15 protein-coding genes are annotated in these 17,521 nt (G+C 59.0%); 8 read left to right on the top strand and 7 right to left on the bottom strand.

What is annotated here, in order from left to right; all coding sequences use genetic code 11:
- Positions 1-180 precede the first annotated feature (180 nt).
- Entirely contained in the window at positions 181-2,631 is a 2,451-nt protein-coding gene (locus tag ACA041_RS01530) for a glycogen/starch/alpha-glucan phosphorylase (RefSeq protein WP_497439578.1), read from the bottom strand.
- A gap of 259 nt (positions 2,632-2,890) precedes the next feature.
- On the opposite strand from ACA041_RS01530, the gene ACA041_RS01525 reads away from it, so the two are divergent.
- Entirely contained in the window at positions 2,891-3,331 is a 441-nt protein-coding gene (locus ACA041_RS01525) for a YkgJ family cysteine cluster protein (protein ID WP_123596660.1), read from the top strand.
- 219 nt (positions 3,332-3,550) lie between these two features.
- Here the strand turns inward: ACA041_RS01525 and typA are convergent, their stop codons facing one another.
- Both typA and thiI read right to left on the bottom strand, forming a co-directional pair.
- Positions 3,551-5,371, bottom strand: a complete 1,821-nt coding sequence (gene typA, locus ACA041_RS01520; protein WP_149416752.1) for a translational GTPase TypA — start codon at positions 5,369-5,371, stop codon at positions 3,551-3,553.
- 139 nt (positions 5,372-5,510) lie between these two features.
- Positions 5,511-6,965, bottom strand: a complete 1,455-nt coding sequence (thiI, locus tag ACA041_RS01515) for a tRNA uracil 4-sulfurtransferase ThiI (RefSeq protein WP_497439577.1) — start codon at positions 6,963-6,965, stop codon at positions 5,511-5,513.
- Between the two features lie 332 nt (positions 6,966-7,297).
- Here thiI and glnA point away from each other — a divergent pair, with 332 nt between their 5' ends.
- From glnA to ntrC, 5 genes are all read left to right on the top strand, one after another.
- Positions 7,298-8,704, top strand: coding sequence for a glutamate--ammonia ligase (gene glnA, locus ACA041_RS01510; protein WP_497439576.1), 1,407 nt, complete (start codon positions 7,298-7,300; stop codon positions 8,702-8,704).
- Positions 8,705-9,002: 298 nt separating this feature from the next.
- Positions 9,003-9,518 carry a DUF4124 domain-containing protein gene (locus tag ACA041_RS01505; protein WP_497439575.1) on the top strand — a complete coding sequence of 172 codons (516 nt, stop codon included), beginning with the start codon at positions 9,003-9,005 and terminating at the stop codon, positions 9,516-9,518.
- On the top strand, positions 9,515-10,135 hold the full coding sequence (locus ACA041_RS01500) for a DUF4124 domain-containing protein (RefSeq protein WP_497439574.1): 621 nt from the start codon (positions 9,515-9,517) through the stop codon (positions 10,133-10,135). Before ACA041_RS01505 ends, ACA041_RS01500 begins: the two co-directional genes overlap by 4 nt.
- Before the next feature lie 230 nt (positions 10,136-10,365).
- A complete protein-coding gene (gene glnL, locus ACA041_RS01495) occupies positions 10,366-11,451 on the top strand; it encodes a nitrogen regulation protein NR(II) (protein ID WP_497439573.1) in 1,086 nt (361 codons plus the stop codon).
- Positions 11,448-12,884 (top strand): nitrogen regulation protein NR(I), encoded by a 1,437-nt coding sequence (ntrC, locus tag ACA041_RS01490; RefSeq protein WP_497439572.1) that lies wholly within the window; start codon positions 11,448-11,450, stop codon positions 12,882-12,884. Before glnL ends, ntrC begins: the two co-directional genes overlap by 4 nt.
- Positions 12,885-13,502: 618 nt before the next feature.
- On the opposite strand, the gene ACA041_RS01485 is transcribed toward ntrC, so the two are convergent.
- Entirely contained in the window at positions 13,503-13,943 is a 441-nt protein-coding gene (locus tag ACA041_RS01485) for a hypothetical protein (RefSeq protein WP_497439571.1), read from the bottom strand.
- On the opposite strand from ACA041_RS01485, the gene ACA041_RS01480 reads away from it, so the two are divergent.
- The gene (locus tag ACA041_RS01480; protein WP_007949025.1) at positions 13,942-14,397 is read left to right on the top strand and encodes a tRNA (cytidine(34)-2'-O)-methyltransferase; all 456 of its coding nucleotides are present in this window, start codon (positions 13,942-13,944) and stop codon (positions 14,395-14,397) included. The genes ACA041_RS01485 and ACA041_RS01480 overlap by 2 nt on opposite strands.
- A gap of 128 nt (positions 14,398-14,525) precedes the next feature.
- Here the strand turns inward: ACA041_RS01480 and secB are convergent, their stop codons facing one another.
- Genes secB through ACA041_RS01465 form a run of 3 tightly spaced genes read right to left on the bottom strand, consistent with a single transcriptional unit; the run spans position 14,526 to position 15,720 of the window.
- Entirely contained in the window at positions 14,526-15,011 is a 486-nt protein-coding gene (gene secB, locus ACA041_RS01475; RefSeq protein WP_064675449.1) for a protein-export chaperone SecB, read from the bottom strand.
- 39 nt (positions 15,012-15,050) lie between these two features.
- Positions 15,051-15,305: a glutaredoxin 3 gene (gene grxC, locus ACA041_RS01470; protein ID WP_008149430.1), complete on the bottom strand. Its 255-nt coding sequence runs from the start codon at positions 15,303-15,305 to the stop codon at positions 15,051-15,053.
- Between the two features lies 1 nt (position 15,306).
- The gene (locus tag ACA041_RS01465; protein ID WP_497439570.1) at positions 15,307-15,720 is read right to left on the bottom strand and encodes a rhodanese-like domain-containing protein; all 414 of its coding nucleotides are present in this window, start codon (positions 15,718-15,720) and stop codon (positions 15,307-15,309) included.
- Between the two features lie 154 nt (positions 15,721-15,874).
- Here ACA041_RS01465 and gpmI point away from each other — a divergent pair, with 154 nt between their 5' ends.
- The gene (gene gpmI, locus ACA041_RS01460; protein WP_497439569.1) at positions 15,875-17,404 is read left to right on the top strand and encodes a 2,3-bisphosphoglycerate-independent phosphoglycerate mutase; all 1,530 of its coding nucleotides are present in this window, start codon (positions 15,875-15,877) and stop codon (positions 17,402-17,404) included.
- Positions 17,405-17,521: the final 117 nt, after the last annotated feature.

The following is a 17,521-nucleotide window of genomic DNA, read 5'->3' as shown; positions in this document are numbered from 1 at the left end:
TTGCCTTGTGGTGTCTGTGCTGACGCCATCGCGGGCAAGCCTCGCTCCTACAGAAGACAGTGATCCCTGCAGGAGCGAGGCTTGCCCGCGATTGAGTGCGCAGCACCCACTGAAACTGGTGCTGAGTATATCGATCAAGCCCAACAACGGTCGGGCCTGGCGCTCAATTATCGTTAAAAGTTATTCCAGCGCTTTCCAGATATCCGTGGCGTATTCGCGAATGGTCCGGTCGGAAGAGAACCAGCCCATCCGGGAGGTGCTCAATACCGCCGAACGCCACCATGCTTGAGAGTCGTGCCAATGGGCTTCAACGCGCATCTGCGCGTCCCAGTAGGAATCGAAATCGGCGCAGACCAGGAAGCGGTCGTAGTCGATCAGCGAATCGATCAAGCCGGTATACCGGGACGGATCATCCGGCGAGAACACCCCGCCGCGAATCGCCTGCAGCACGTCATTGAGGCGGTGCGACGCGGCAATATCCGGCGTGGCGTTGAACTCATGGTTCTGCTTGCGCGCCTCGACCTGCTGGGCGCTGAGGCCGAAGATGAACATGTGTTCGGCGCCGATGCGCTCGCACATTTCCACGTTGGCCCCGTCCAGGGTGCCAATGGTGAGCGCACCGTTAAGGCCGAACTTCATGTTGCTGGTGCCCGAAGCTTCGAAGCCCGCGGTGGAAATCTGCTCCGACAAATCCGCCGCCGGAATAATGCTCTCCGCCAGGCTGACGTTGTAGTTGGGCAGGAACACCACTTTGAGCAAGCCACGCACGGTCGGGTCGTTGTTCACCACCCGGGCAATGTCGTTGGTCAGCTTGATGATGAGCTTGGCCTGGTGATAACTCGCGGCAGCCTTGCCGGCGAAGATCTTCACCCGCGGCACCCAGTCGATTTCCGGCTCGGCACGGATCGCCTGATAGAGCGCGACGGTGTGCAGCAGGTTGAGCAACTGACGTTTGTACTCGTGGATCCGTTTGACCTGCACGTCGAACATCGCCGCCGGGTTGACCGCCACCCCCAGTCGCTCGTGGATGATATACGCCAAGGCTTTCTTGCTGTGCAGGCGCTGCTCGGCAAACGCCTTGCGGAAGGCGGCTTTCTCGGCAAACGGCTCCAGGTCCTGCAAGCGTTCTTCGGGGTTATTGAGCAGATCCGGGCCGAGGGCATCGACCATCATCGAGGTCAGTTCAGGGTTGGCTTGGTAGAGCCAGCGGCGGAAGGTAATGCCGTTGGTCTTGTTGTTGATCCGCTCCGGGTAAAGCTTGTGCAATTCGGAAAACACCGTCTTGCGCATCAGCTGCGTGTGCAGCCCGGATACACCGTTGACACTGTGGGAACCGAGAAACGCCAGGTTACCCATGCGCACACGACGGCCGTTGTCTTCCTCGATCAGCGACACCGCACGCAGCACTTCGAAGTCGTGGACACCCTTGGCCCGCAACGAGTCGATGTGCTGGGCATTGATCAGGTAAATGATCTGCATGTGCCGCGGCAACATGCGCTCCATCAATCCGACCGGCCAGGTTTCCAGCGCTTCCGGCAACAGCGTGTGGTTGGTATAGGAGAGCGTGTCGACCGTGACCTGCCATGCGGCGTCCCACGCCACGTCGTACACGTCAACCAGCTGACGCATCAGCTCGGCCACGGCAATCGAAGGGTGAGTATCGTTGAGCTGGATCGCTGCGTGGTCGCCCAGGGTCAGGACCGAGGTGTGCATGTTGCGATGACGGCGCAGCAAGTCCTGCAGGGACGCGGCGACGAAGAAATATTCCTGGCGCAAGCGCAGTTCCTGACCGGCTTCGGTGCTGTCGGCCGGGTAGAGCACGCGGGAAATACTTTCGGCCCGGGCGACTTCCGCCACGGCACCCAGGTGGTCGCCGGCGTTGAAGCGCTCCAGGTGCAAATCTTCCACGGCACGGGCACGCCACAGGCGCAGGGTGTTGACGCTCGCCCCGCGCCAGCCGACGACTGGAGTGTCGTAGGCAATCGCGCGCACGGTTTCCGCCGGGGTCCAGACTTGCTTGGACTTGCCGGTTTCGTCGGTGACGGTTTCGACGCTGCCACCAAAACCGATCGGGTACACGACCTCCGGCCGTTCGAACTCCCACGGGTTACCGAAATCCAGCCAGCGTTCGGTTTGCTCCTGCTGCCAGCCGTCGACGATGGCCTGACGGAACAAGCCGTGCTCATAACGAATGCCGTAGCCATGCCCGGCGATGCCGAGGGTCGACATGCTTTCCATGAAACAGGCGGCCAGACGACCGAGGCCACCGTTGCCCAGGGCCGCATCGGGCTCCAGCAGGCGGATGCGTTCAAGATCGACGCCGAGCTCGGTCAGGGCCTCGCGGGCCACATCCAGCAGGCCGAGGTTGCTCAGGCTATCGTAGAGCAGCCGGCCAATGAGAAATTCCAGGGAGAGGTAGTAAACCCGCTTCTGACCTTTGCGGTAGATCTGCCGGGTGTGATCCATCCAGTGCTCGACCATGTGATCGCGCGCCGCCAGGGCAATGGCTTCGAACCAGTCGTGGTCGAAGGCGTGATCCGGGTCTTTGCCCACCGCATAGGTGAGTTTGGTCAAGACGGCGTCGCGAAATGCGGCCACCTCTGCTTCGCGAACAAGTGGTTCTTGAGTCATCGATAAGACCTCGAGCGAGCGTGGAATTGTTGAGCCTAGACGGTCAGACAGGCCGTTGGAACTCTGGTTCGGCAGTTTTTCCCGATAGTGCGAGATAGATCGACATTACCTTGTCGCGCACCGGAAAGAATGCAGGGCCCGTGCCGGAATACAGCCGTTATTAAAGGTTTCCTGAAAAAATCTGGCGAAAGGTTGTTCAAAAATCCACCAGTCCCGGTATGATCGCGCGCCCTGATGCACACGCTGGTAACAACCGATGATGAAGTCCAACCTGATCGCCGCCGCTGAGATCGATCGCCTCGATACCTGGGCCAAGTACTCTGCGCCGATGTGCGGTTCCTGCGTGTCCAGTTGCTGCACATTGCCGGTCGAGGTCAAGATCAAGGATCTGATCCGTATCGGTATTGTCGACGAATTCGAACGCGGCGAGCCAGCGAAGAACATCGCCAAGCGCCTGCAGAAGGAAGGGATCGTCGAGCGTTACAGCCAGAAGACCGAGATTTTTACCCTTCAGCGCATGAGTAACAACGACTGCCTGTACCTGGATCGTAAGAGCCGTCTGTGCACTATTTATGAAAAGCGCCCGGACACCTGCCGCAATCATCCGAAAATCGGGCCGCGGCCGGGGTATTGCGCTTACAAGCCGAAGGAAGTGGCGCGTGAGACCAGCGCTAGCCGTCGGACGCTCGAGAAGTTCTGATCCGCAATCTCGCTGCCTGACCGGGCCTCTTCGCGAGCAGGCTCGCTCCCACAGTGAATTGTGGTGTTCACAAAATTTGTGTTCAGCGCCGCCCCCCCCTGTGGGAGCGAGCCTGCTCGCGAAGGGGCCGGCACTAACACCGCATAAACCCCAGACAAACAAAAACGCCCCCGACCTTACGATCGGGGGCGTTTTTTTAGCTGCTAACTAAGTCGAAACTCAGTTACCGGCTTTCTTGGCAGCGCGGGTACGCTCGCTTTCGCCCAGGATCTTCTTACGAAGACGGATGGACTTAGGAGTGACTTCGCACAATTCGTCTTCTTGAACGAATTCCAGAGCCTGCTCCAGGGTGAAGCGGATAGGCGGAACCAGAGCGATGGTTTCGTCTTTACCCGAAGCACGCATGTTGTCGAGCTTCTTGCCTTTGGTTGGGTTGACGCCCAGGTCGTTGTCGCGGCTGTTGATGCCGACGATTTGACCTTCGTACACGTCTTCACCGTGACCCAGGAACAGTTTGCCGCGAGCTTGCAGGGTTTCCAGCGAGTAAGTCAGCGCCTTACCGGTAGCAACCGACACCAGCACGCCGTTCTGACGGCCGGACATGTCGCCGGACTTCATCACGTCGTAACGGTCGAAGATCGAGGTCAGGATGCCTGCGCCGGAGGTCAGGGTCAGGAACTCGTTACGGAAACCGATCAAGCCACGAGCCGGGATGTTGTACTCAAGGCGCACACGGCCCTTGCCATCCGGAACCATGTTGGTCAGGTCGCCTTTACGGATACCGATCTGTTCCATGATCGAACCTTGCGATTCTTCCGGCAGGTCGATGGTCACGTTTTCGTACGGTTCGTGCTTCACACCGTCAACCAGACGGATGATCACTTCCGGACGACCAACACCCATTTCGAAGCCTTCGCGACGCATGGTTTCGATCAGTACCGAGAGGTGCAGTTCACCACGGCCGGAGACCTTGAACTTGTCGGCGGTGTCGCCTTCTTCAACGCGCAGGGCAACGTTGTAGAGCAGTTCCTTGTCCAGACGCTCTTTGATGTTACGGCTGGTGACGAACTTGCCTTCACGACCGCAGAACGGCGAGTCGTTAACCTGGAAGGTCATGGAAACGGTTGGCTCGTCAACGGTCAGCGGCTTCATCGCTTCGACGTTCAGTGGGTCGCACAGAGTGTCGGAGATGAACAGCTGGTCGAAGCCGCTGATGCAGACGATGTCGCCGGCAGCTGCTTCGTCAACGTCGATACGGTGCAGACCGTGGTGACCCATCAGCTTCAGGATACGACCGTTGCGGCGCTTGCCGTCGGCGTCGATAGCCACAACTTGAGTGTTCGGCTTGACGCGACCACGAGCGATACGACCAACGCCGATAACACCCAGGAAGCTGTTGTAGTCCAGTGCCGAGATTTGCATCTGGAACGGGCCGTCACGGTCAACTTTCGGAGCTGGAACGTGGTCGACGATCGCCTGGTACAGCGGGGTCATGTCTTCCGCCATGGCGGTGTGTTCCAGACCGGCAATACCGTTCAGGGCCGAAGCGTAAACAACCTGAAAATCAAGCTGTTCTTCGGTAGCACCCAGGTTGTCGAACAGGTCGAAGATCTGGTCCAGAACCCAGTCCGGACGCGCGCCTGGACGGTCAACCTTGTTGATGACCACGATTGGACGCAGGCCGGCTTCGAAAGCCTTCTTGGTCACGAAACGGGTTTGCGGCATAGGGCCGTCTTGAGCGTCAACCAGCAGCAGAACGGAGTCAACCATCGACATAACGCGTTCAACTTCGCCGCCGAAGTCGGCGTGGCCCGGGGTGTCCACGATGTTGATGTGGTAGCCGTTCCAGTTGATGGCGGTGTTTTTCGCCAGAATGGTAATACCGCGCTCTTTCTCCTGGTCGTTGGAGTCCATCACGCGCTCGTCGTTGAGCTCGTTGCGCTCCAGGGTGCCGGATTGACGCAAGAGTTTGTCTACCAGGGTGGTCTTACCATGGTCAACGTGAGCAATGATGGCGATGTTGCGTAGATTTTCGATCACTTGTGTATCTCGATCAGAGGATTCGGTGTGCTGACAAGTCTTGGCAGCGATTTACAGTAGAGTCAGGCCTTGCCGTTACAGCTTGACGGCAGAGTCGGGGGGCCGGTGACGCAGGCCACAGGCATACAGCCCCGGGCTCTTAGCTCGGTCGATAAACGCGCACATTGGCATGCCCCTCACTGAGCAAATGGTGGGCATGCAGGCGACTCATCACGCCTTTGTCGCAATACAGCAGGTACTGGCGAGTAGGGTCCAGTTCCTTGAAACGAGCGTTCAATGCATAAAACGGCATCGTCTGTACCTCAATGCCGGCGAGTTCCAGCGGCTCGTCTTCAGCGGCATCCGGGTGACGGATGTCGATGATGATCTGGCCCGCCAGTGCTTCGCTGACTTCTTCGATTTGCAAGTCCTGGCCCAATTCGTCGATCACGCGATCGATCGGCACCAGTTTGGCGTTCTCGAGCGCACGCTCGAGTACCGCCATGTCGAATTCTTTCTCTTCATGCTCCACGCGTGGACGTTTGGCGTGGGTCTTGGGGTTCACCGAGATGACCCCGCAATATTCCGGCATGTGCTTGGCGAAGTCGGCAGTGCCGATTTCGTTGGCCAGGTCGATAATGTCCTGCTTGTGACTGGCGATCAGCGGACGCAAGACCAGCTTGTCGGTCACGCAGTCGATCACGGACAGGTTCGGCAACGTCTGGCTCGACACCTGGGAAATCGCTTCGCCGGTGACCAGCGCTTCGATCTCCAGCCGATCGGCAATACGGGAAGCAGCGCGCAACATCATACGCTTCAAAACCACACCCATATGACTGTTATCGACTTTACCGAGAATTTCTCCCAGTACTTCCTCGAATGGCACACTCACAAATAACACGCGCTGGGAGCTTCCGTACTTCTTCCAGATGAAGTGCGCGACTTCCATGACGCCCAGTTCATGGGCTCTTCCGCCCAGATTGAAGAAGCAGAAATGGCTCATCAGGCCGCGGCGCATGATCTGGTAGGCGGCAACGGTGGAATCGAAGCCGCCGGACATCAGCACAAGCGTCTGTTCCAGGGCACCCAGCGGATAACCGCCGATGCTGTTGTGCTGGCTGTGGATCACAAACAACCGTTTGTCGCGAATTTCGATGCGGACTTCGATTTGCGGCTCTTTCAGCGAGATTCCAGCGGCGCCGCACTGACGACGCAGTTGACTGCCGACGTATTTCTCGACGTCCATCGAGCTGAATTCATGCTTGCCGGCCCGCTTGCAGCGCACCGAAAAGATCTTTCCGGACAACGCTGCGCCGAAGTGCTGCTTGCACTTGGCAACGATGTCGTCGAAGTCACCCAGCGGGTATTCGTCAACCTGCAGGAAATGCGCGATGCCCGGCATGCAACTCAGGCGCTCGGTCATCTCCTTCAGGGCCTTGGGCTCGCTGACGCGGGTTTCCAGCTCGAGATTGTCCCACACACCGTTCACCACCACAGCCGGGTCCAGGTCACGGAGCACGGTACGGATGTTTTTGGCCAACTGGCGGATGAAACGCATCCGTACCGGGCGGCTCTTGATGGTGATCTCTGGAAAGACTTTTACGATTAGTTTCATGAAAACAGCGCGCGCTGGGCCAGCCGAAAAAGGGGGGCGCGGATTATAGCGGAAATTGCTCAAGGTTTAACCAGTTAATGTGCAGAAGGTTTTGCACGCACCAAAACAGGTCATTTGTCGATTTGCACGCCACATTACAGGGCGAGAATTTCGCCTTTGCTGCGTATTTGGCCTTTATTAGCGTGATATTGGGGCAAAAAACCCATGGTGGGGCACTGGCATGCAATTTGCTCCCTTGTGAGGCAGGTTGCCTTGGCAGAGTATTCGCGCCGGCATCACCCACATTCCAAGGGCCTTCCACTACCAAAGCCCGAATCCACCCGGAGGACACTATGTCGAAGTCGGTTCAACTCATCAAAGATCATGACGTCAAGTGGATTGATCTGCGCTTCACAGACACCAAAGGCACTCAGCATCACGTGACCATGCCGGCTCGCGACGCGCTGGATGAAGCTTTCTTCGAAGAAGGCAAAATGTTCGACGGTTCCTCCATCGCTGGCTGGAAAGGCATCGAAGCCTCCGACATGATCCTGATGCCGGACGACAGCACTGCCGTACTCGACCCGTTCACCGAAGAGCCGACCCTGATCCTGGTCTGCGACGTGATCGAGCCTTCGACCATGCAAGGCTACGACCGTGACCCACGTGCGATCGCCAAGCGTGCCGAGGAATACCTGAAGTCGACCGGTATCGGCGACACCGTATTTGTAGGTCCGGAGCCTGAATTCTTCATCTTCGACGAAGTGAAGTTCAAGTCCGACATCTCCGGTTCCATGTTCAAGATCTACTCCGAGCAAGGTTCGTGGATGTCCGACCAGGACGTGGAAGGCGGCAACCGTGGCCACCGTCCAGGCGTCAAAGGCGGCTACTTCCCTGTTCCGCCGTTCGACCACGATCACGAGATCCGTACCTCCATGTGCAACGCCATGGAAGAGATGGGCCTGGTCATCGAAGTTCACCACCACGAAGTGGCGACTGCTGGCCAGAACGAAATCGGTGTGAAGTTCAACACCCTGGTGGCCAAGGCTGACGAAGTTCAGACCCTGAAATACTGCGTACACAACGTTGCTGATGCATACGGCCGCACCGCGACCTTCATGCCTAAGCCTCTGTACGGCGACAACGGCTCGGGTATGCACGTTCACCTGTCCATCGCCAAAGATGGCAAGAACACCTTCGCTGGCGAAGGTTATGCCGGCCTGTCCGATACCGCCCTGTACTTCATCGGCGGCATCATCAAGCACGGTAAGGCGCTGAACGGCTTCACCAACCCGTCGACCAACTCCTACAAGCGTCTGGTCCCAGGTTTCGAAGCTCCGGTAATGCTGGCCTACTCGGCTCGCAACCGTTCCGCTTCGATCCGTATTCCTTACGTGTCCAGCCCTCGCGCTCGCCGTATCGAAGCCCGCTTCCCGGATCCGGCAGCCAACCCGTACCTGGGCTTCGCTGCACTGTTGATGGCTGGCCTGGACGGCATCCAGAACAAGATCCACCCAGGCGACGCCGCTGACAAAAACCTGTACGACCTGCCGCCTGAAGAGGCCAAAGAGATCCCACAAGTTTGCGGCAGCCTGAAAGAAGCCCTGGAAGAGCTGGACAAAGGTCGTGCGTTCCTGACCAAAGGCGGCGTTTTCAGCGACGACTTCATCGACGCTTACATCGCCCTGAAAAGCGAAGAAGAAATCAAGGTACGTACCTTCGTACACCCACTGGAATATGAGCTGTACTACAGCTGCTGATCCGGTAGCGCCTGCGCAAGCAGCGTGAAAAAAAGAGGCCTCCTTCGGGAGGCCTTTTTTATACCCGCGATTCAATGGCTGACACTAAACCCCTGTGGGAGCGAGCTTGCTCGCGATGACGGTTGATCATCCAACATTGATGTCGTCTGCCACGCCGCCATCGCGAGCAAGCTCGCTCCCACATAGTTTTGTGGTGTTTGGGAGGTTGCGATAAATCATCGCCGAATGTTAACAACTTGGGTCAACCGCCACCCCTGACCTATGCTGCACCCCAACGCTTTCGTTTCTGGTCGATTTTATGGGTCGTGGTTTTCCAATCATCCTGCTGCTGATCGCCCTGCCCGCCGCAGCGCAGATCTATAAGTACACGGACGCCAACGGCAACATCGCCTACAGCAATCAACCGCCCGATGGCGCCAACGCGCAGCCGGTCGAGTTGCCGCCGCTCAACAGTGTCGAGCCCCTGACGCCGAGCGCACCCGCGCCAGCTGCCAGCACCAACGATCGCGAGCAATCGCGCAGCGCCTACGAGGTGCTGGAATTGACCGGCCTGCCCACCACCGAAGCCCTGCGGGCCAACAATGGCACCTTCACCGTCAACGTGCTGATCAAACCACGCCTGCAAGGCCCACATTCGTTCAGGCTGCTGCTGGACGATCAACCTTACGGCCAACCGAGCAACGTGCCGATTCTGCAATTGGTCAACATTGATCGCGGCACGCACAGCCTCGCGGTACAGGTCATCGCCGGGGAAAACATCGTGCAACAGAGTCCGACCGTGACCTTCACCGTGCAACGGGTGCATACACCGTGAAGTCCTGGCTGTTGATCGCTTGCCTGATCGCCCTGCCCGCGTCGGCCGAAGTCTTCACCTACGTCGACGCCCAGGGCAATCGAGTCTTCACCGATCAGCCAGGCACCAGCAATGCCAAGCGCGTGCCGCTGGCGACGAGCAACCGCATGTCCGCTCATCCGACCGGCGCAGCCGCAGCGATGACCGGGAAAAAAGCCGAAGCCAAACCCCTCTTTCGCTACGACATGCTCAGAGTACTGATACCGGAGCCTGACGCGACCATGCGCAGCAGCGCTGGCGAATTGATCGTCAGCGTCACCAGCGAGCCCGGCCTGCAACGCGGCCATCGCTTGCGCCTGTTGCTTGACGGCCAGCCCACAGCCGAACCTGGCACCAGCCCGGTCTTCCCGTTGAGCAACGTCGACCGCGGCAGCCATCACCTGTCCGTGGAAATCATCGACGAACAGGGCCGAATCGTCGAACGCACGGCCAATCAACCGTTCCACATGGTGCGCATATCCCTCGCGCAGAAGCGACAGGTCAAGCCTTGCACGCTGGATGACTACGGCCAACGACCTGAATGTCCACTCAAAGACAAACCGGAAGAAGAGAATAATTCCATCCTGCCTTTCTTCTAACCTCGCCTCGCTTGTCGCACTATATTGGTGCGACGAGTTGCACTCTACCCATATCGCAACCCATTTTGGTTCGAAAATACCCGCGAAAGCTGGCAGAACGCCACGCAAACGAGCGTCAAACGCCTGTTTCAGGCCTTAAACGCTTCTTTTCGGAGCCTTGGTTTGGTTTTTGCATTTTCCCTGTATCAACGCTTGTTTCCTGCGCACGCTCCGCTCCAAAAGAGGTCCTGATGACCATAAGCGACGCACTACACCGTTTGCTACTCGATAACCTGACCACCGCTACCATCCTGCTCGACGCCGAACTGCGTCTGGAGTACATGAACCCGGCGGCGGAGATGCTTTTGGCCATCAGCGGCCAGCGCAGCCATGGGCAATTCATCAGCGAGTTGTTCACCGAATCCCCCGAAGCGCTCAATTCCCTGCGCCAGGCGGTCGAGCAGGCGCACCCTTTCACCAAGCGCGAGGCGATGCTCACCGCCCTCACCGGCCAAACCCTCACCGTCGACTACGCGGTCACGCCGATCCTGGCCAACGGCGTCACCATGCTGCTGCTGGAGGTCCATCCCCGTGACCGCTTGCTGCGGATTACCAAGGAGGAGGCGCAGTTATCCAAGCAGGAAACCAGCAAGATGCTGGTGCGCGGCCTTGCCCATGAAATCAAGAACCCGCTGGGCGGGATTCGCGGTGCGGCCCAATTGCTTGCCCGCGAGCTGCCGGAAGAAAGCCTGCGCGATTACACCAACGTCATTATTGAAGAAGCCGACCGGCTGCGTAACCTGGTCGATCGCATGCTCGGTTCGAACAAACTGCCATCGCTGGCCATGTGCAATATTCATGAAGTGCTCGAGCGCGTCGGCCAACTGGTCGAGGCCGAAAGCCAGGGCTGCATCACTTTGGTGCGCGACTACGATCCGAGCATTCCCGATGTGCTGATCGACCGCGAACAAATGATCCAGGCCGTGCTGAACATCGTGCGCAACGCGATGCAGGCCATCAGCACCCAGAACGAGCTGCGCCTGGGACGCATCAGCCTGCGCACCCGCGCCTTGCGTCAGTTCACCATCGGCCATGTGCGCCATCGCCTGGTGACCAAGATCGAAATCATCGACAACGGTCCCGGCATACCTGCAGAGCTTCAGGAAACCATCTTCTTTCCCATGGTCAGCGGCCGTCCGGACGGTACCGGGCTGGGCCTGGCCATTACCCAGAACATCATCAGCCAGCACCAGGGCCTGATCGAATGTGACAGCCACCCAGGCCACACCACCTTCTCGATCTTTCTGCCACTGGAACAAGGAGCCACATCGACATGAGCCGTAGTGAAACCGTGTGGATCGTCGATGACGACCGTTCTATCCGTTGGGTCCTGGAAAAAGCCTTGCAGCAAGAAGGCATGACCACGCAGAGTTTCGACAGCGCCGATGGCGTGATGAGCCGCCTGGCGCGCCAGCAGCCGGACGTGATCATCTCCGACATCCGCATGCCGGGCGCCAGCGGTCTGGACCTTCTGGCGCGGATTCGCGAACAACACCCACGGCTGCCAGTGATCATCATGACTGCGCACTCCGACCTGGACAGCGCTGTCGCGTCCTATCAGGGCGGAGCGTTTGAATACCTGCCAAAGCCATTCGACGTTGACGAAGCCGTCTCCCTGGTCAAGCGCGCCAACCAGCACGCCCAGGAACAGCAAGGCCTGGAAGTCCCGGTTGCCCTGACCCGTACGCCAGAAATCATCGGCGAAGCGCCGGCGATGCAGGAAGTGTTTCGCGCCATCGGGCGCTTGAGCCATTCCAACATCACCGTGCTGATCAACGGCGAATCCGGTACCGGTAAAGAACTGGTCGCCCACGCCCTGCACCGTCACAGCCCGCGTGCAGCTTCGCCGTTTATTGCGCTGAACATGGCGGCGATCCCGAAAGACCTGATGGAATCCGAGCTGTTTGGCCACGAGAAAGGCGCGTTCACCGGCGCGGCCAACCTGCGGCGCGGGCGCTTCGAACAGGCTGATGGCGGCACGCTGTTCCTCGATGAAATCGGCGACATGCCGGCCGACACCCAGACCCGTTTGCTGCGCGTACTGGCCGATGGCGAGTTCTACCGCGTCGGTGGCCACGTGCCAGTGAAGGTCGATGTGCGAATCATTGCCGCGACTCACCAGAATCTGGAAACCCTGGTGCACGCCGGGAAATTCCGCGAAGACTTGTTTCACCGCCTCAACGTGATCCGCATTCATATCCCCCGGTTGTCGGACCGTCGCGAAGACATCCCGACCCTGGCCAAACACTTCCTCAGCCGCGCCGCGCAAGAGCTGGCGGTGGAGCCGAAGCTGCTGAAAAGCGAAACCGAGGAATACCTGAAAAACCTGCCGTGGGGCGGCAACGTACGTCAGCTGGAGAACACTTGCCGCTGGATCACAGTGATGGCTTCGGGTCGCGAAGTGCACATCAGTGACCTGCCGCCAGAACTGCTGAGCCTGCCGCAGGATTCGGCACCGGTGACCAATTGGGAGCAGGCGCTGCGGCAGTGGGCTGATCAGGCATTAGCGCGCGGTCAGTCGAACCTGCTCGACAGCGCGGTGCCGGCCTTCGAGCGGATCATGATCGAGACTGCCCTCAAACATACCGCCGGCCGCCGCCGCGATGCCGCCGTGTTGCTGGGTTGGGGGCGTAACACCCTGACGCGCAAGATCAAGGAGTTGGGGATGAAGGTTGATGGTGGGGATGATGATGAAGGGGAAGAGGGTTAAGCAGCCTTTAGTTCTTTACTGACAGTTACATTGCCATCGCGAGCAGGCTCGCTCCCACAGCGGATTTTCAGTGTTTTCACCATCGAGTGAACACCAATGAACCCTGTGGGAGCGAGCCTGCTCGCGATGGGACCATTACATCCAACATTGATGCTGGCTGAACCACCGCTTTCGCGAGCAGGCTCGCTCCCACATTTCGGGGTTCCGTGCACCGACTCAATGCACCCTGAACCGCAATCGCGCACAAACACTGATCTCGAATCCCGCCATTTTTCGCAATCGAACCCCTACCGAAAAAACACGAAAGCCCCGAATCTCGGGGCTTTCAGCTTTCCAAAGCGGCTTTCTGTATCAACTTGTTAAAACCTGGCACGCCCCCTGCAATAGTCCATTCAGTGATTCAGTTCACTACCCGGTTTCGGGGACCTTGGTACAGGCAGGCCGGGGATTCCCCTCTTTACATCGGGCTCACACCGCACAAGCGACGAGCCCTGCCAGTTTGGGGTCCTTGGTACAGGCAGGCCGGGGATTCCTTCTTTACACCGGGCTCAGACCGCAATAGCGATGAGCCCTGCCGCTTTGGGAACCTTGGTACAGGCAGGCCGGGGATTCCCTCTTTTATTGCTCTCGGAGATGGATCTCCATCCGCCAGCGGTCATCGACCTCGCTACCGGCCCACTCGCCCTGCAGTGGCCGGGCCGCCACCACCGTCAGCAACAATCCCCCATCACTCAAACGCACACGCCAGTTGACGCTCTTGTCGTTGAGCTTGAACTGACCTTTCTGCGCCTTGCCTTGGGCCTTGAACAACAGCGCAAGGCTGCCGTCGACCCACTCGCCGTGGGTCTCAGGCTCGTTGTTGAACCACACCACCAGCCCGTCGTTCGTCAACTCGACCTGCTGCAGTTCGCTGGGGTCGGGGGTGGTCAAACGGCCGATCATCAGCCCCACCATCACCCCGACAATCGCCAGCGAAGCCATCACTCGCAGGAATAGTTTCGAACGGTTGTCCACTGGCGGCGTAGAATGCCGGTCATCTTTACCTTCGGAGCCGTGCATGTTTCACGTCATCCTTTTCCAACCAGAAATTCCGCCGAATACCGGCAACGTTATCAGGCTGTGCGCCAATAGTGGCTGCCACCTGCACTTGATCGAGCCGCTGGGCTTCGAGATGGACGACAAGCGCCTGCGCCGGGCCGGCCTCGACTACCACGAGTATGCCACCCTGCAACGCCATGCCGACCTCGCCAGCTGCCTGGAAAGCCTCGGCCATCCTCGACTGTTCGCCTTCACCACCAAGGGCTCGCGGCCGTTTCACGATGCCAGCTTCGCCGAGGGTGATGCGTTCCTGTTCGGCCCCGAAAGCCGTGGCCTGCCGGCAGAAGTGCTCGACGCCCTGCCCGGTGAACAACGCCTGCGCCTGCCGATGCGCGAAGGCTGCCGCAGCCTGAACCTGTCGAACACCGTGGCGGTTGCCGTCTACGAAGGCTGGCGTCAGCTCGGGTTCAAATAACACCCAAGCAAATGTGGGAGCGAGCCTGCTCGCGAAAGCGGTGTGTCAGGCGACATTGATGTCTCTGACACTCCCATTCGCGAGCAGGCTCGCTCCCACATTGAAACTGCTTTGGTGCCTGAAACTGATTACTGAACGGTGGGAGTCTCGCCCGCCGCCTGCATGCGCTGCAGCTCTTGCGCGTACAGCGCGTCGAAGTTCACCGGAGCCAGCATCAGGGCCGGGAACGAACCGCGGGTCACCAGGCTGTCCAGGGTTTCGCGAGCATACGGGAACAGGATGTTCGGGCAGAACGCGCCCAGGGTGTGGCTCATCGAAGCGTCGTCCAGATTCTTGATCAGGAAGATCCCGGCCTGTTGCACTTCAGCGATGAACGCCACTTCGTCACCGTTTTTCACGGTCACGGACAAGGTCAGCACGACTTCGTGGAAGTCGTTTTCCAGCGCCTTTTGACGGGTATTCAGATCCAGACCGACGCTCGGTTCCCACTGCTGGCGGAAGATCGCCGGGCTTTTCGGGGCTTCGAAGGACAAGTCACGTACGTAGATGCGCTGCAAGGAGAATTGCGGTGCGGTTTCTTCTTCGCTAGCTGCAGTGTTCTGTTGGTCAGTCATCTCAGATCCTTTCTGATCTTGGGTCTTATAGGGAAGGCATTAGGCCTTAAGCATCGCGTCGAGCTTACCGGCGCGCTCCAGGGCGAACAAATCATCACAACCGCCAACGTGAGTGCTGCCGATCCAGATCTGTGGCACGGACGTACGTCCGGCCTTCTGGGCCATGGCGGCGCGCACCTGCGGCTTGCCATCGACCTTGATCTCTTCGAAGGCCACGCCTTTGTTCTCGAGCAGGTACTTGGCGCGCGAGCAGTAAGGGCAGTAATCGCTGGAATAGACGACGACGTTGCTCATTTCACTTCACCAGCGGCAGGTTGTCGCCCTTCCAGCTGGAAATACCGCCGGAGAGCTTGGCCGCGGTGTAGCCGGATTTCACCAGTTCGCGGGCATGGGTGCCAGCCGTCTGGCCCATGGCGTCGACCAGGATGATGGTCTTGGCCTTGTGCTTTTCCAGTTCGGCAACGCGAGCGGTCAGTTTGTCGTGGGGAATATTCAACGCGCCGACAATGTGACCGGCGGCGAAATCCTTGACCGAACGAATGTCGATCACAACGCCCGCGTCCTTGTTGACCAGCCCGGTCAGTTCACCGGTGCTCAGGCTGCGGCCGCCGCCTTGCATCTGATAAGCGATCAGCAACGCCAGCAGTACGACGAAGATACCGACGAGCAGATAGTGGTTAGTGGCAAATTCAATCAGGTGAGCAACCATCGAAGGAGGTTCCAGGGCGTTAAAATGTCGGCCAGTATACACAGCCACTATGGTGGGCCAAACCCCGTCCGGCGGTGACGTGGCCGGAACTTCGCTTTAAACTGCCACTCCCTTTTCCATCGCCCTCTTTTTAACTCAGCCACGAGTGGAATCCATGACTACCACGCCTAAACCTTTGGTCCTGATTATTCTCGACGGCTTCGGTCACAGTGAGAGCCCTGAATCCAACGCCATCTTCGCCGCGAAGAAGCCCGTACTGGACCGCTTGTGGGCCACCGTGCCGAATGGCCTGATCTCGGGCAGCGGCATGGACGTCGGCCTGCCGGACGGCCAGATGGGCAACTCCGAAGTCGGCCACATGAACCTTGGCGCCGGCCGAGTGGTGTATCAGGACTTCACACGTGTAACCAAATCGATCCGCGACGGTGAGTTCTTCGAGAACCCGACCATTTGCGCCGCCGTGGATAAAGCCGTTGCCGCCGGCAAAGCCGTGCACTTCATGGGCCTGCTGTCCGATGGCGGCGTTCACAGCCATCAGGATCACCTGGTTGCCATGGCTGAACTGGCCTACAAGCGCGGCGCTGAAAAAATCTACCTGCACGCCTTCCTCGACGGTCGCGACACGCCGCCGAAAAGCGCCCAGTCGTCCATCGAACTGCTCGACGCGACCTTCCAGGCCCTGGGCAAAGGCCGGATCGCCAGCATCATCGGCCGTTACTTCGCCATGGACCGTGACAACCGTTGGGATCGCGTGTCCCAGGCTTACAACCTGATCGTCGATGGCAACGGCGAATTCAACGCCGCCACCGCTCAGGAAGGCCTGCAAGCCGCGTATGAACGTGGCGAGAGCGACGAGTTCGTCAAGGCCACTTCCATCGGCGAGCCGGTGAAAGTCGAGGACGGCGACGCCGTGGTGTTCATGAACTTCCGTGCCGACCGCGCTCGTGAACTGACCCGCGTGTTCGTCGAAGACGATTTCAAGGAATTCGAACGTGCCCGCCAGCCGAAACTGGCCGGCTTCGTCATGCTGACCCAATACGCCGCCAGCATCCCTGCGCCGTCGGCCTTTGCCGCGGGCAGCCTGGACAACGTGCTGGGCGACTACCTGGCGAAAAACGGCAAGACCCAGCTGCGCATTGCCGAAACCGAGAAGTACGCCCACGTGACCTTCTTCTTTTCCGGCGGTCGTGAAGAGCCCTTCCCGGGCGAAGAGCGCATCCTGATCCCGTCGCCAAAAGTCGCCACCTATGACTTGCAGCCGGAAATGAGTGCGCCGGAAGTCACCGACCGCATCGTCGACGCCATCGACAATCAGCGTTATGACGTGATCGTGGTCAACTACGCCAACGGCGACATGGTCGGCCACAGTGGCGTGTTTGACGCCGCCGTCAAAGCCGTTGAATGCCTGGACCTGTGCGTCGGGCGAATCGTCGACGCGCTGGAAAAAGTCGGCGGCGAAGCGTTGATCACCGCCGACCATGGCAACGTCGAGCAAATGTCCGATGAATCCACTGGCCAGGCGCACACCGCCCACACCACCGAGCCAGTGCCGTTCATTTATGTCGGCAAGCGTGACTTCAAGGTTCGTGATGGTGGTGTGCTGGCAGACGTGGCACCGACCATGTTGATGTTGCTGGACCTGGAAAAACCGGCGGAAATGACTGGCAAATCGATATTGGTGTAACCGGTCCTTAAAACACCACCAAACCCTGTGGGAGCTAGCCTGCTAGCGAATGCGGAGTGTCAGCCAACATCAATGTTGCCTGACCCACCGCATTCGCTAGCAGGCTAGCTCCCACAT

It is taken from the genome of Pseudomonas sp. LBUM1676 (assembly GCF_059695605.1).
The sequence above is the reverse complement of the archived record's forward strand: the minus strand, read 5'-3'. Positions and strand labels throughout refer to the sequence as shown.